Genomic DNA, 14,699 nt, shown 5'->3' with positions numbered 1-14,699 from the left:
GGCGGTTCTCACGGTCGAGTCGGTTCGGCTGACGCAGTCATCTCCCGAATCACGTGGAGGGACCGTCATTCCCGCGTCAGGTCCGCCCTCCGGGACGTCGGCTCCACGACGCCGGATCGGCGTGGCGACGGCAGAGGAGCGACTGATCCGCTACGGCTCCGTGGCCGCGGCGCTGAGCCTGGCGTGGATCATCACCCAGCGCCTGCTGCCCTGGCCTGGAGTGCTTCCCTTCGTCCTCGTGACCGCAGTGCTGGTCGTGCTCGTCGATGCGACCCTCGTGGCGGTCACCGCCCGCCGCACGGACGTCACCGACCGCGTCGTGTCCGACCTCGTGCACCTGGGGGCCCTGACCCTCGGCGTCGCGCTGCTCTCGACGATCGCCTTCACCTTCTGGCGCGGCCTGGAGGCATTGCCGCACCCGAACCAGTACACGAGTGACATGGCGGGGGTGGGTCCTCGAGCCCCTCTCGACCAAGGCGGTCTGCTGCACGCGATCGTCGGGACGCTCATCGAGATCGCCATCGCGGTGGCCATCTCGGTGCCCCTCGGCGTCGGCGCAGCGATCTTCATGACGGAGGTCGGCGGACGCCTGGCGCGGATCGTGCGCACCATCGTCGAGGCCATGACAGCCCTGCCGTCGATCGTTGCGGGGCTCTTCATCTACACAGCGGCGATCGTCTCCCTCGGGATGCCCAAGTCCGGGCTCGCGGCCGCCTTGGCCCTGTCCGTCATGATGCTGCCCATCATCGCCCGCGCCTCCGTGGTCGTCCTTCGTGTCGTGCCGGGCAGTCTGCGCGAGGCCAGCCTCGCGCTAGGAGCCTCGCAGTGGAAGACCGTGTGGCACGTCGTGCTGCCCACTGCCCGCCCCGGTCTCGCCACCGCGCTGATCCTCGGCATCGCGCGCGGCGTCGGTGAGACCTCACCGGTCCTGCTGACATCCGGAGCTGCGTCCTTCGTCGTGCTCGACCCGACCAACGGGGTCATGAACTCGCTGCCTCTCTACATCTACCAAGCCGTGCGCAGCGGAGAGCCCGGCCTCATCGTCCGCGGCTTCGGCGCCGCCAGCGTGCTCATGGCCCTGGTGCTCGTCCTCTTCGTCGTCGCCCGACGGCTGGCGCGTCAACGCGTCAGCCGACGACCTTCACTGTTCCGCCGCCTCTTCGACACCGCCAAGGAAACCCGGTGAAACATCCCCGAGCCACCTCTGTCCTCGCGGTCATCGCGACCGTCCTCCTCACGATCACCCCCGCCGCCACCGCACAGGCCACGGTCTACGCCCAGATCGAGGGCTCCGGCTCCTCGTGGAGCGAGGTGATCCTCCAGCAGTGGATCTCCGACGTCGACGCCTACGGCATGAAGGTCACCTACCAGGGCAGCGGATCCTCGCAGGGCCGTAAGGACTTCGCTGCCAACGTGACCGACTTCGGCATCAGCGAGATCCCCTACCAGGGCTCCGACGAGTTCGGCAACGCGGACAACTCCAACGGCCGCTCGTTCGCCTACCTGCCCATTGTCGCGGGCGGGACGGCCTTCACCTACCAGCTGCGGATCGGTGGCAAACAGGTCAACAACCTGCGCCTCTCCGGCGCGACGATCGCGAAGATCTTCACCAACCAGATCACCAACTGGAGCGACCCGGCGATCAAGGCGGACAACAACGGACGCGTGCTGCCCTCGGTGCCCATCACCCCGGTCGTGCGCTCGGACGGGTCGGGCACGACGGCCCAGTTCACGGCATACCTCGACCACGAGTACCCGAGCATCTGGCGCCCCTTCTACGGAAGGTCGGGGATGACGTCCTACTTCCCGCGCAAGGGCCGATCCATCGCCGCTTCCAAGTCCGACCAGGTGATGAACACCATCTCCAGCGCCGCCGGCAACGGCACTATCGGCTACGTCGAGTACTCCTACCCGGTCAATGCCGCGTATCCCGTCGTCAAGGTCCTCAACCGTGGCGGCTACTTCGTCGAGCCGACGCAGTACAACGTCGCGGTCGCCTTGACGAAGGCCCAGATCAACAAGGACAAGACGTCGCAGAACTACCTGACGCAGATCCTCACCGGCGTCTACGCGTCGGGGGACCCGCGCGCCTACCCGCTCTCCTCCTACTCGTACATGCTGATCCCGACCGGGGCCAAGGACGTTCGCATGACGACCGCCAAACGCCAGACGCTGGCCGACTTCATGTACTACTCCCTCTGCCAGGGGCAGACGAAGGCCGGCGGATTCGGCTACTCGCCGCTTCCGCTCAACCTCGTCCAGGCCGGCTTCGAGCAGCTCGGCAAGCTCAAGGCGGGAGACCCGGCGATCGACATCAGCAACCGTGACGTTCGCTCCTGCAACAACCCGACGTTCAACGGCAAGGACCTCTCCACCAACCGGCTCGCCCAGATCGCGCCGGCGCCGGCCACGTGCGACCGGTCGGGCCAGGGTCCGTGCGGCAGCCCGACCGGGAAGGGGACGCCCACGACGAACCAGTCCGAGGCCCGGAACGGAGGCGCTGCGGCCACTCCCGGTGCAGCTCCCGCTGGCAGCGGTGCAACTTCACCACGAGCCGGGACGAACCCGGGAGCAGCGTCCGGACGTCCTGCTGGCTCAGGAGCGTCGGCGGCGGGCAGCCCCGCTGGCGCCCCATCAGCCGGGGGAGCCGTGGGGGCCGCGCCGGCCGCCGGGGCTGCGGCGCCCGTCATCGATCCGGCCACCGGCGAGGTGGTGAATGCCGCAGCGGGGAACGTCGCCGCCTCGGATGTCGTGGCCGTACCCACCCAGCTCGTCGCAAGTCGGGAGAACGACAGCGGAGTCTTCGGGGCTCTCGCGGCGCTCGAGGTCCTCTTGCTCGTCCTGCTGCCCGGCTTCCTCGCTGTCGCGTGGTCCCGGCGCGCGGACGGTGCCCGATGAAGCGCCGTGCGCCGGCTCCCGGCGGCGGTCGTCGCCTGCTCTCGGCTGGCTCCGCCGCAGCCGCCGCCGTCGTGGTGCTGGCCCTCGCGTCCGCGGCCGCACCCGCCACGGCGGCGTCGTCTCCCACGCCCGGCACGGGCGCCTGGAGCCGGACCCAGCACCTGGCCCGGACCTTCGCCGACCCGTCGGGCCCCCTCACAGTCGACGAACGGGACGTCACGGTCTCCGTCGACAAGACCAGGGAGCTGCGCGGTCGCGAGCGCGTCCAGATCAGCTGGTCCGGTGCCCACCCCAGCGCGGCGAGGGCCGTCAACCCGTTCGGGGAGGGCGGGCTGCTCCAGGAGTACCCCGTCGTGATCATGCAGTGTCGGGGACTGGATGATCCCAGTCTGCCTGTCGCACAGCAGCTCCGGCCGGAGACGTGCTGGACCTCGACGCGTATGCAGCGCAGCGCCGGTACCGCCGACCGTGTTGCGGTCTGGCGCCACGACGCCTACGCCACCGAGGCCGCACGCGCCCAGGTGACCGGGCTCCTGCCCTATCCGTCGAGCTGCCCACCGACCGCCGGCCTCTCCGTGCACCTGACGCCCTTCGTGGCCGCGAAGGGGACCTCGTACCCGGCCTGTGACGCCACCTCCATGCCGCCCGAGGCGGCTGTCGGTGCCACGTTCCCGCCTGCCGAGATCGCCGCGTTCACCGATCTCGACGGTCGCGGCTCCACCAGCTTCGAGGTGCGCACCGACGTCGAGAACGAGTCGCTCGGCTGCTCGAACACGGTCGCCTGCTCGATCGTGGTCGTCCCGATCATGGGCGTCAGCTGCGTCGACGCCGACCCTGAGTGCACGAAGACGGGCCGGTTCCTCGAAGGCTCCAGCAACTTCGCCGGTGAAGGGGTCGATGATGCCGTGTCCCCGGCCTACTGGTGGGCGGCCAGCAACTGGCGGGGGCGGTTCTCGGTGCCGATCAGCTTCGGGCTGCCGCCCAACGCGTGCGACCTTCTCGACCCCAGGGCCCCTGTCGGGTTCTTCGGCTCCGAGCTGATGGCTCAGGCTTCCGTCCAATGGGCCCCTGCCTACTGTCTGCGCAAGGACCGCTTCAAGTTCCAGCACAACGTGATGCCGGACAAGGCTGCCTTCGGGCTCATGACGAGCAAGAACGCGGCCGCAGCCTTCGTCTCCGCGGGACGCGCAGCACCGGCGGGCACCAAGGTCGCCTACGCACCCACCGCCGTCACCGGATTCGGTATCGCCTACGCCGTCGACAAGCCGGGGAACGCGGGGGAGCAGGAGCAGCTGCGACTCACCCCTCGCCTGCTGGCCAAGCTCCTCACCGAGTCGTATGCGGCCTCGGACCTCGGGCGCCAGCGCCCGGGGCTGGCCTCGAATCCGCTCTCCATCAACCGAGACCCGGAGTTCGTGGCGCTCAACCCGGGGCTCGACTCCATCGAGCGGGAGGCCAGTGCCACCCTGCTGTCGCTGTCGAACTCCTCCGACGTCATCACGACGCTCACGTCCTACATCGCCGCGGACCCGGAGGCCATGGCGTTCGTATCGGGCAAGCCCGACCCCTGGGGGATGACGGTCAACCCGGCCTACCGGAACCTGCCGCTGCCGACGGACCAGATCCCCATTCTCGACACCTTCGTGCCGAAGTCGGCGCTCGAGTGCCGTCTCCAGAACCCGACGCCCTACCTCCCGCTCGTCGCCGCGCCGGTGAGCAGCCTGCGCACCGTCGCCACAGCCGTCCTCGACGCCTGGCCCAACGTGCAGACCAAGTGCGACCGGTCGACCACCTCGGACCCGTGGAAGCTGGGTCGCGTCGACCGGCAGGGCATCGGCAGCCGTTTCATGCTCGGTCTCGTGAGCCTTGGCGATGCATCACGCTTCGGGCTGCGCACAGCCTCGCTGCAGACCAGCGTCAGGTCTACGGCGCCGACCCGCTTCACGGATGCGACGGGCCGTACGTTCGTGGCGCCCACTCGTGAGTCCCTCGCGGCCGCAGTGGCGCTCGGCAAGCAGTCAGCCCCGATGGCGCCGTTCACATGGACCCAGGAGCAGGTGCGCAGGGCCGGCAACGCCTATCCGGGCACGCAGATCGTCTACACGGCTGCGCTGCTCAGCGGTCTGACGAAGACAACTGCTGCCGAGGTGGCGAGCTTCATCACCGTGTCCTCCAGTGAGGGCCAGAGAACGGGACCCGGCAACGGTCAGCTCCCCGAGGGCTTCCTGCCCATCACCTCGAGCGGCCCCACAGCCGCCCTGCGCACGAGCGCCATCGCCGTGGCGGGCGCCATCCGTGCCCAGAAGGCCCTCTCGTCGGGGTCGTCGGTGCCCGGCTCAGACTCCCCGCCAGGGGCTGTCGGCGGGCCATCCGCCGGGGGCACGACTCCCGCGGCCGGGTCCGGAGTCGTAGGCGGGACTCAGGTCGGAGGTGACACGACCGGGGTCGCTGGAGCGCCGCCCGGCGGGCCTGCGGGAGCGGCTCCTCCGCCTGCGGGGCCAGGGGCGTCCGCACCGGCACGCGCGCCATCCCGCGTCGCGGCACCCGGGGTCGTCATGGCCGCAGCGGTGCCCACGCGGACGGTGACCTCGAAGGTCGGGAGCACTTTGCTCCCAGTCCTGCTCATCATCGGCCCGCTGGCAGGACTGCTCGCAGCAGGGGCGCTCGGTCTGCGCCGAGGAAGGCGTATGCCGTGACCGCAACCATGACGCCAAAGGTCGCCCCGGCCGCCGTGACGGACGTCGAAGACGGTGCGGCAGCAGTCGTCCCGCGGCCTGCAGGTCGGCGGGTCCGAGAGCCCCTCGGGCCCACGCTGGCCGCGCTGACGGCATGCATGATCTCCGTCAGCGTCGTGTGCCTGTGGTTCCTGGCCCAGACGTTGCTCCTCGGCTCGCTGACGCACAACCGCACCCAGACCGAGCTGTACGACCAGCTGCGGTCGTCGTTGGCCGACGGGACCGCCCCCACCGGCGGCGTCATCGACCCCGGCGCCCCGGTGGCCCTGCTGTCCATCCCCACGATCCACGTGCAGGAAGTCGTCGTGGAGGGCACGTCGTCCGTCGACACCCTGGGTGGACCGGGACACCGACGCAACACCGTCCTGCCGGGCCAGCCAGGAGTCAGCGTCGTCATGGGCCGTGCCACCACCTACGGCGCCCCCTTCGGTGACGTGACGAGCCTGCAGCCAGGTGACCGGCTCACGGCCACGACGGCCCTGGGCGTGTCGACCTTCCGCGTCGAACGCATACGGCGTGATGGCGATCCCGTCCCTGCCCCACTGGCCGACGGCGCCGGACGTCTGACCTTGGTCACCGGTGAGGGGAGCGGGACTCTGTCCGCGCTGCGCCCGGCCAGCACCGTCTACGTCGACGCAGCTCTCACGAGCGCGGCCTTGCCCCTGCCGGCTGGGCGCCCCGGGACCGTCCCGACCGCGGAGCTCGAGATGGGCACGGATCCCTCGGCGCTGCCCCTGGTCACGCTCGGGTTCGCAGCCCTGCTGGGGCTTGTCGTCGGTTGCTTCCGCGCGGCCGCGCAGTGGCGCCCGGTGCTCGTCTGGACGGTCGCCGCACCCGTCGCGCTGGCGGTGGCCTGGTGGACGACCGACCTCGTCATGAGGACCCTGCCGAACCTCTTCTGACCTCCATCTCCGAGCAACCAAGAGCACCCCAAGAGTGCACTGATTCGAGCAATAACGTTCATGTCAAAACGAATTCAGAGATGGGCAGTGCCCGCAATGCTTCTCGCGGGCCAGTACGGCCCGTCCTTTCCAGAGAAAGAGTCATGATGTCTCGTAGAACGGCCGCTGGCGCCGCAGCCCTGCTTGTCGGGACCGCGCTCCTTGCCACCGCTCCTGCCGCACTGGCCGACCCCGGCTTCGTCCCCGACGCCTCGACGGATGTCGTCGGCGTCGGTTCCGACACCACCATGCTCGCGCTCGACGCCCTCGCCGACGGCGCCTCCGTCAACGGGACGCCGGTGCCGGGCTACAACGCCGGACGGACCTCCGCGCGGCTTTCGACCTTCGACGCCAACGAGTACGACGCCTCCGGCGTCCAGACCAACTCCACGACCGTGGTCCTGCGCGTCGGAGCAACCCCGATCACGCGCCCCAACGGTTCGGGTGCCGGCAAGAACCTGCTCCACGGGGCCGGCAACAACCCGCTCGTGACCTTCGCGCGATCGTCCTCGGCCAACAACGCGACCGAGACCAGCGACGGTCTCTGGATGTACCCCTTCGCCAAGGACACCCTCGCCATGGGCACGCGGCAGGCCGGCACCAACGCGCCGGCAAGCCTCACCGGGGCCCAGATCGTCTCGATCTACAAGGGCGACGTGACCAACTGGTCCGCTGTCGGCGGCACCGCCGGGACCATCAAGCCCCTCATCCCGCAAGCCGGCTCGGGCACCCGGAGCTTCTTCCTCGCGCAGCTCAAGGCCCTCAACGGTGGTGTCGACGTCGTCCTCGGCTCGGCGGTGACCGAGACGCAGGAGCACAGCGACAAGGACATCAAGAACGACCCGCTCGCCGTGGCGCCGTTCTCGGTGGGTCGGTCGCGCCTTCTCGGCACGATCCGCATCGAGTCCGGCTGGGAGGCCGCGCGTGCGGTCTACAACGTCGTCCGCGACGCCGACCGGGCCAACCCGAACGTCCAGGCGATCTTCGGCACCGACGGCTTCATCTGCTCCCCGCAGGCCAAGCCGCTCATTGCTGCTGGTGGCCTCGACCAGCTCGCGTCGACGTCTGACGCGGGTGTCTGCGGTGAGGCCACCCAGACCGCCGTGTCCGACCTGACGACGAGCACCAAGACGGTCCAGACGACCACGACCGCCCTCACGGCCTCCAACGGGAACGCTGCTCACACGGCGAGCCTGCGCGCCACCGTCTCGGCGGGTGCCACCGCAGCCCAGGGCCGTGTGGCCTTCTACGAGGGTACGACGGCCGTCGGTCAGGGCGTGCTCTCGTCCGGAGTGGCCACGCTGAGCCTGTCGGGGGTCGCTCCCGGATCCCACAGCTACACGGCGATCTTCACCCCGACCGCCGGCACGAGCTTCACCAGCTCGCAGTCAGGCGCCGCCTCCGTCGCCGTGCTGCCGTCGACCGTGACCCTGACACCGTCGCGCATCCTCGACACCCGCAACGGCACCGGCGCGCCGGCCCACCCGCTGGCCGCCAACACGACGCTTGGTCTTCAGGTCAGCGGCCGCGGCGGCCTCCCCGCCGCCGGTGTCGGGGCAGTCATCCTCAACGTCACCGCCACTGCTCCGGCCGGTGCCGGCAACGTCACCGCGTGGCCGTCCGGGACTGCGCAGCCCACGACCAGCAACCTCAACTTCGCCGCGGGACAGACCGTGCCCAACCAGGTGATCGTCAAGGTCGGCCCCAACGGCAAGGTCAACCTGCGGAGCACCTCGGGCACGCACCTCATCGCCGACGTGGCCGGCTACTACCCGACAGGGTCGTACTACCAGTCGCTCGTCCCGGCGCGGGTCATGGACACCCGGACGGGGCTCGGCGCCCCCAAGGCCCCCATCGCCACCGCCAGCAAGGTCGACCTGACGGTCCTCGGACGGGGCGGCGTCCCGTCCTCCGGCGTCGGCGCCGTGGTGATCAACGTGACGGCCGTTCCCCGCGCGACCGGCAACCTCGCAGTCTGGCCGAGTGGGTCCAGCAAGCCGAACACGTCCAACCTCAACTTCGTCAAGGGCGGCACGGTTGCCGGGCTCGTCATCGCCAAGGTCGGTTCCAACGGCAAGGTGAGCCTGGGCGGATACGGCCTCACGGACGCCATCGTCGACGTCGCAGGCTACTTCCCCACGACGTCTGACTACATCCCGCTCGACCCGTCCCGCATCAAGGACACCCGAGTCTCCGGCGGTGCACCCCAGGTGCGGGCCGGTGGGGTGCTCTCGGTTCAGGTTCGAGGCGCCGGCGGGGTGCCCGCCGCGGGTGCCACCGCAGTGATGCTCAACGTGACAGCCGTCAACGAGGCCGGCAGCGGCAACATCGCCGCCTACCCGTCGGGCAGCTCACGGCCGAACGCCTCGGTCGTCAACTACGTCAAGGGCGTCACGGCGAGCAACTCGGTCATCGCCAAGATCGGGCCCGACGGCAAGGTCAACCTCTACACCTCGGCGGCGAGCAACCTCATCGTCGACGTGCAGGGCTACTTCACCGAGTGACCCAGTCTCCATTCGTGTGACGGCGTCGCAGGGCACACCAGCGGTATGCCCTGCGACGCCCCACCGTTCCCGATCCCGACGACACGAAGGAGTCCCTCGTGGCACTCGACGACACCCAGGTGCTGGCCCCCGTCAACGGGCTGCACGCCGAGCTCATGGCAGGCTCCGCCCCTCTCGATGCCGCAACGCGACTCGACCGGTCAGCCGCGCTGCGCCGCTCCAGCCCGGCTGATCTGGAGGCCAAGGACGTGTCAGCCTGGTTCGGGGCCCACCAGGTCCTCGACCGCGTCTCGCTCCGGATGCAGTCCGGGCAGATCACGGCTCTCATCGGGCCCTCGGGCTGTGGCAAGTCCACCTTCCTGCGCATCCTCAACCGGATGCACGAGCTCGTTCCGTCGGCCGCCCTCGCCGGTGAGGTCCTGCTCGACGGGGAAGACATCTACGAGCCCCAGCGCAAGGTCATCGAAGCACGCAGGTCCATCGGCATGGTCTTCCAGAAACCCAATCCCTTTCCGGCGCTGTCCATCCGCGATAACGTGACCGCCGGGCTCAAGCTCACAGGCACCAAGGCGTCGTCGGCGGAGAAGGAGGCCCTCGTCGAGGACTGTCTGACCCGCGCCGGTCTGTGGCGTGAGGTTCAGGACCGCCTGGACGCCCCAGGTGGAGGACTCTCGGGAGGGCAGCAGCAACGCCTCTGCATCGCACGCTCTCTCGCCGTGCGACCACGGGTGCTGCTCATGGACGAGCCCTGCTCCGCGCTCGACCCGACATCGACCCGGGTCATCGAGGAGACGATGCGCGAACTCGCACCGGAGGTCACGATCGTCATCGTCACGCACAACATGCAGCAGGCGCGGCGGGTGTCCGACGAGTGTGCCTTCTTCCTGGCAGCCCAGGGCACGCCGGGAGCCATCGTCGAGCACGGTGACACGGAGTCGATGTTCGACAGCCCTCAGGACCAGCGGACCTCGGACTACGTCAACGGCCGGTTCGGGTGACATGACCTCCGCAGCACGACGAGCTGCCATGCGCGGGCCGGTTGCCGTGGCGGCAGTGGGAGTCCTGCTCGGGGTCACCGCGTGGGCTGCGAACGGCATACGAAATGACCACGCCCCGGGGCCGGAGCACGACACCAGCACCGCGCTGCAGCTCGTCGATGCGACGTCCCTGAACGACACGGTCCCGCCCGCTGACACGGTCCCGTTCGAGACTCCCGGACCATCGGTCTCGCCGCTCACGCCACGCACAACGGCACCGGCGACCGTCATGGTCCCGGACCCTGTCTGGGTTGCTCGGGTCAGCCGGCGCACCGGGATCCCCATGGTCGCTCTACGCGCCTACGGACGGGCGAGTCTCCTTGCGGCCCAGTCGAACATGGACTGTCGCCTCGGATGGACAACCCTGGCGGCCATCGGCGAGGTCGAGTCCGACCACGGTCGGTTCGGCGGTGCCGTCCTCGGTGACGACGGGCGTTCGAGCAGGCCAGTCATCGGCCCTGCACTGGACGGCAAGGGCGTCGCCGCGCTGCCATCCGACGCCCTGGGCCAGCGCTGGCACGGCGATCCCACCTGGGACCACGCCGTCGGGCCGATGCAGTTCCTGCCCCGCTCGTGGGTCCGCTTCGGTGCCGATGCCGACGGAGACGGAGTCGCTGACCCGACCGACATCGACGACGCAGCATGGGGAGCCGCTCGACATCTCTGCTCTCGAGGAGAGCGCCTCGACGTCGGGGGCGCCTGGTCTCGCGCCGTCCTGGACTACAACCCCTCGAACGAGTACGCGCTCAAGGTATTTGAGTTGGCGCAGCAGTACGCACGAGAAGCAGGCCGCCGCTGAGGAGCCTTTCAGGGCCAACCGGGGCCCCGGGGTGACATAGCTGCGGTGGACCGGACCGGGACAGTGGCGTCGAGATCGCGCGTCGCGGGGAGGCCGAGCCGATCGGGCGCGGAGCTCCTCCTTAACCGAGTCGCGGGATCCGCATCAATTCAGTCCGTCTGTGGGTGCCCCTATGTAGAGTTCTTGCATGGGTAGCGGACCGAGAATGACTGTGACCACGGTCGAGGTGCTCCAGATCTTCCTCGCTGACGCACCGAGGGATCGGTACGGGTTGGAGATCATGGCGCTGACCGGGCTGCCGAGCGGGACGGTGTTTCCGATCCTGGCCCGGTTCGAGGGCTTGGGCTGGCTCGAGAGCGGCTGGGAGGACGTCCACCCAGCCACGGTCGGGCGGCCGCAACGCCGGTACTACCGGCTCACAGGAGACGGAATAAAGCTCGCCGAGGAGGCTCTGGCGAGGGTGGCCCGTGCACGAGAGAAGCGACGGTCGATGCTTCGGCCGGCGGCGCGGAGCGTGGGATTCTCATGAGGGCCGCCGGGCCCGGAGCGGTCGCCGGCCTGCTGTGTCGTGCGGCGGCGGCGGTGCTGCCGCGCGACAGCCGTGGGCGGTACCTCGCCGAGTGGCGCGCGGACCTCACGGCCGAGCCGCGGCATACCCTCCGCTACGCGTGCAGCGTGCTCGTCCATGTCCTCGAGTTGCGACGCGTGGTCCTCGGCGCGGACGCCGTGCCGCGACGGTGCCGACTGCACCTGCACGCCTACGTACCCGTGCACGACAACCCCGAGAACCGCAAGTACGTCAGCCGCCACTGCCGTCTTTGCGGCTACGTCAAGGACGACCGCCGAGCCGGGAACCACCCCGAAGATGGACTGGCGTGGGGCTCCTCGATGGGCGTGCACTGAAAGGCCTGATCCATCTGATCAGGGGCAGCCGTGACCGAGTCTCGGCACGATCGTTGAGCTTGCCCAGAGCGGTCTCGGACGTTGAGCCGAGTCGTACGCCCGGTGTGCCGGGACGTCGTCCCGAGACCTGGAGCCGGCCGCCGAGACTGCGTTTGACGACACCTCTGCGGATCCTGCGGTTGCTGAGGGGATGAGGACTGTCCGCGAGGTGATCCCGCGCTCGGTTCGGGCGGTTTTGTCGGATTTCCCAGTGCGGCCACAGCCGAGGCGTGAAGGGTTTCGATCCGAATGCCCGACACCGACCAGAGAGAATACTCATGCCTAGCACCGTCACCTCCGTCCTCGACCGTCGGAGGAGTGGCCTGTCGAGTCCTTCGTGGCTCAACAAGGTGCCAGCCATCACCGCGACGTTCTGGCTCATCAAGATCCTCTCGACAACGATCGGCGAGACGTTCGCCGACTACCTGGCGGTCCAGGTCGGACTCGGCACGGCCGTGACCGACGGGGCGATGATGACGCTGCTGGCCATAGCGCTTGTCGCCCAGCTGCGGGCCCGGCGGCTGATCCCCTGGCTGTACTGGCTCACCGTCGTCCTGGTGAGCATCGTCGGCACCCAGATCACCGACTTCTTCACCGACACCCTGGGCGTGAGCCTCTATGTCAGCACCGCGGTCTTCGCCGTCGTGCTCGCTGTGGTGTTCACGGTGTGGTGGCGCCAGGAGCGCACCCTGGCGATCACGGCCATCGACACCCCGCGCCGCGAGCGGTACTACTGGGGCGCGATCCTGACGACCTTCGCTCTGGGCACTGCCGGGGGCGACCTGGCCACCGAGGCGCTCTCGCTGGGGTTCCGCAACGGCGCGTTGATCTTCGGCGGTCTCATCCTCGCCGTCTGGGGTGCCCGCCGGCTCGGCCTGAACGGGGTGTTGGCGTTCTGGATCGCGTACGTGCTGACGCGTCCGCTCGGGGCCTCGCTGGGTGACCTGCTGACCCAGGACCGGTCCTTCGGTGGCCTGGGTCTCGGTGCGAGCCTGACCAGCTTGGTGTTCCTCGCCGTCATCGTCGCTCTGGTGGCGCGCGAGCAGGTCAACGCGAACCGTCACGGGATCCGGGCCAAGGGTGAGACGCCCGCCGTCAGCCCTCGCCGGGACTATGCGTGGGCTGCTGCCGGAGCCATCGCCGTCATCGCTGCCGCTGTCGCTCTGGCGCCCGCGCCCGCGGTCGTCGGCCCGACCGGGACCGCTGGGAAGGGGAAGTCCGCGGGCGTCAACCCGCTGGAGGCCGACCCGACCTCGCCGATCGGTGACCTGCGTCCGTTCGCGGTCATCGTCGACGACGTGACGGCGAAGGCGAAGAAGGGCGACCTGGCAGCCGCGACGACACGGGTCAAGGACCTCGAGGTCGCCTGGGACAACGGTGAGGCGGCAATGAAGCCAGCTTCACCGGACGACTGGCACACGATGGACTCGTCCATCGACGGCGTCCTTACCGCCCTACGCGCGACCCCGCCGACCAAGGCGGCGTGTGTGTCGGCACTGACCAACCTGCAGTCCACGATTGGGGCACTGGAGAAGAAGCAGTAGCGGATCTCGCTGACACCGAGAGAAGACCGCAGAACCGGATTCTTTAGTCGGACCGGTTTGGTCCCTGAGTTGGATCCGTTCGCAGGGCCAACACGCGGCTCTGATCGCACGGCCGGCTCGTAGACACTCGGGCTCAGGCCCGGAACCCGGTGCTGCGTGCTCTTTGACCAGTTGCACGACCCGCGGCTACTTGTTTCATTGACGGTAGGACCGGTGCCTGCGCAGGCTCGGTTCAGGTGTCCGGGTTGGTCGCTCGCATCAGCGGCTGTCCTTCCTTCGGGTCGTGACTCTCATTTGGCATGCGCCGGCCCGGGCACCGCAAGGGCCGGAGAGGCTGAAGAAGGGATTGCGCTGCCGGAAGTAGCGGTGCCCTCCGCGCTCGACCAACTAGCTGGTCCGAGGTGAAGGGAGAGCGTGATGACCGTCGAGGAAGGTCCGGTCGTGATCGGCATGGACCCGCACAAGCGCAGCGTCACGATCGAGGTGATGAAGGCAGACGAGACCGTGCTCGGCGGCGGCCGGTTCGCCACCGACGTCGAGGGGTTCGCCGCGATGCTCGCCGACGCCCGGCGGTGGCCGGAGCGGACGTCGGCCGTGGAGTGCTGCAACGGGATCGGGGGGCACGTCGCGAACCGGCTCATCGCCGTCGGCGAGCACGTCGTCGACGTCCCACCGAAGCTGTCGGCTCGGGCCGGGTGTTCGCGACGGCATACGGTCGCGGTACGCCGGGGCGCGAGCGCGCTACCTCACTTCGTGATCCGGCCACTCGCCGCCTAGCCCGTTGCTGATGTGGCAACGAGTCGGCCGACGCCTTGGGCGCCGGACCCCTGCGCCGCCGCGACTAGCAACTGCGGTCCTCAACCAACCCCTTCTGCGCCGGCAGCAGGCGGCACCTTTGGAGTCCTGCCGCTCAGGTGGCCACCTGTGCCGCGAGCCATCGGCCTCGTGCCGGGTTCCATGGGGCCCGGGGTCGAAGCGGGGTGGTTGCCCGGTTCACCAGCCGATAGTCCTCACCAAAATTCTGCATTCTGACGGTGGGGCGAACCCTGGGGTGGGAGCGTGTCATCAAGGGCACAGCGGGGGGTGGCGAAGTGGCGGCGCCCCCGGGTGGGGGATGAGGGCGCCGCCAGCGTCGCGTCGCAGCGACGCACTGCCTGCATCCTGGGGGTAAGTGTCAGCGTCGGGTGAAAACTGACCCCTGATCGACGGGTGAAAACGGACCCCCTCCGTGAGCCTGTGGAGGGTGATCAGTGTGGAGGACTGGGCAGAGATTCGTCGGCTGCGCCGGGCTGAGCAGAT

At 69.3% G+C, this 14,699-nt stretch carries 11 protein-coding genes; all 11 read left to right on the top strand.

The window, feature by feature from the left end; translation table 11 throughout:
• The first annotated feature begins 121 nt into the window (after positions 1 to 121).
• Positions 122 to 1,186, top strand: coding sequence for a phosphate ABC transporter permease PstA (gene pstA, locus ABD297_RS21845; protein WP_344257244.1), 1,065 nt, complete (start codon positions 122 to 124; stop codon positions 1,184 to 1,186).
• Complete coding sequence (locus ABD297_RS21840) at positions 1,183 to 2,898, top strand: phosphate ABC transporter substrate-binding protein PstS (protein WP_344257243.1); 1,716 nt, start codon at positions 1,183 to 1,185, stop codon at positions 2,896 to 2,898. Before pstA ends, ABD297_RS21840 begins: the two co-directional genes overlap by 4 nt.
• The gene (locus tag ABD297_RS21835; RefSeq protein WP_344257242.1) at positions 2,895 to 5,594 is read left to right on the top strand and encodes a hypothetical protein; all 2,700 of its coding nucleotides are present in this window, start codon (positions 2,895 to 2,897) and stop codon (positions 5,592 to 5,594) included. Before ABD297_RS21840 ends, ABD297_RS21835 begins: the two co-directional genes overlap by 4 nt.
• Positions 5,591 to 6,535, top strand: a complete 945-nt coding sequence (locus ABD297_RS21830; protein ID WP_344257241.1) for a sortase domain-containing protein — start codon at positions 5,591 to 5,593, stop codon at positions 6,533 to 6,535. Before ABD297_RS21835 ends, ABD297_RS21830 begins: the two co-directional genes overlap by 4 nt.
• 143 nt (positions 6,536 to 6,678) lie before the next feature.
• Positions 6,679 to 9,078, top strand: coding sequence for a substrate-binding domain-containing protein (locus ABD297_RS21825; RefSeq protein WP_344257240.1), 2,400 nt, complete (start codon positions 6,679 to 6,681; stop codon positions 9,076 to 9,078).
• A 98-nt stretch (positions 9,079 to 9,176) separates the two neighbouring features.
• Entirely contained in the window at positions 9,177 to 10,076 is a 900-nt protein-coding gene (locus tag ABD297_RS21820) for a phosphate ABC transporter ATP-binding protein (RefSeq protein ID WP_344257239.1), read from the top strand.
• 28 nt (positions 10,077 to 10,104) lie between these two features.
• Positions 10,105 to 10,914, top strand: coding sequence for a lytic transglycosylase domain-containing protein (locus ABD297_RS21815; RefSeq protein ID WP_344257238.1), 810 nt, complete (start codon positions 10,105 to 10,107; stop codon positions 10,912 to 10,914).
• Positions 10,915 to 11,101: 187 nt separating this feature from the next.
• The gene (locus ABD297_RS21810) at positions 11,102 to 11,443 is read left to right on the top strand and encodes a PadR family transcriptional regulator (protein ID WP_344257237.1); all 342 of its coding nucleotides are present in this window, start codon (positions 11,102 to 11,104) and stop codon (positions 11,441 to 11,443) included.
• Positions 11,440 to 11,817, top strand: coding sequence for a hypothetical protein (locus ABD297_RS21805; protein ID WP_344257236.1), 378 nt, complete (start codon positions 11,440 to 11,442; stop codon positions 11,815 to 11,817). Before ABD297_RS21810 ends, ABD297_RS21805 begins: the two co-directional genes overlap by 4 nt.
• A 317-nt stretch (positions 11,818 to 12,134) precedes the next feature.
• A complete protein-coding gene (locus tag ABD297_RS21800) occupies positions 12,135 to 13,400 on the top strand; it encodes a COG4705 family protein (RefSeq protein ID WP_344257235.1) in 1,266 nt (421 codons plus the stop codon).
• 417 nt (positions 13,401 to 13,817) lie between these two features.
• Positions 13,818 to 14,177, top strand: coding sequence for a hypothetical protein (locus ABD297_RS21795; protein WP_344257234.1), 360 nt, complete (start codon positions 13,818 to 13,820; stop codon positions 14,175 to 14,177).
• Positions 14,178 to 14,699: the final 522 nt, after the last annotated feature.

Origin of the sequence: Terrabacter carboxydivorans (assembly GCF_039532035.1) — a bacterium.
In the GTDB taxonomy this organism is placed as follows: Bacteria; Actinomycetota; Actinomycetes; order Actinomycetales; family Dermatophilaceae; genus Terrabacter; species Terrabacter carboxydivorans.
The sequence above is the reverse complement of the archived record's forward strand: the minus strand, read 5'-3'. Positions and strand labels throughout refer to the sequence as shown.

Coding starts and splice junctions, on each gene's coding strand:
- ABD297_RS21815 (WP_344257238.1), top strand. CDS start 10,105: ATGCGCGGGCCGGTTGCCGTGGCGGCAGTGGGAGTCCTGCTCGGGGTC.
- ABD297_RS21810 (WP_344257237.1), top strand. CDS start 11,102: ATGGGTAGCGGACCGAGAATGACTGTGACCACGGTCGAGGTGCTCCAG.
- ABD297_RS21795 (WP_344257234.1), top strand. CDS start 13,818: ATGACCGTCGAGGAAGGTCCGGTCGTGATCGGCATGGACCCGCACAAG.
- ABD297_RS21825 (WP_344257240.1), top strand. CDS start 6,679: ATGATGTCTCGTAGAACGGCCGCTGGCGCCGCAGCCCTGCTTGTCGGG.
- ABD297_RS21835 (WP_344257242.1), top strand. CDS start 2,895: ATGAAGCGCCGTGCGCCGGCTCCCGGCGGCGGTCGTCGCCTGCTCTCG.
- ABD297_RS21800 (WP_344257235.1), top strand. CDS start 12,135: ATGCCTAGCACCGTCACCTCCGTCCTCGACCGTCGGAGGAGTGGCCTG.
- ABD297_RS21805 (WP_344257236.1), top strand. CDS start 11,440: ATGAGGGCCGCCGGGCCCGGAGCGGTCGCCGGCCTGCTGTGTCGTGCG.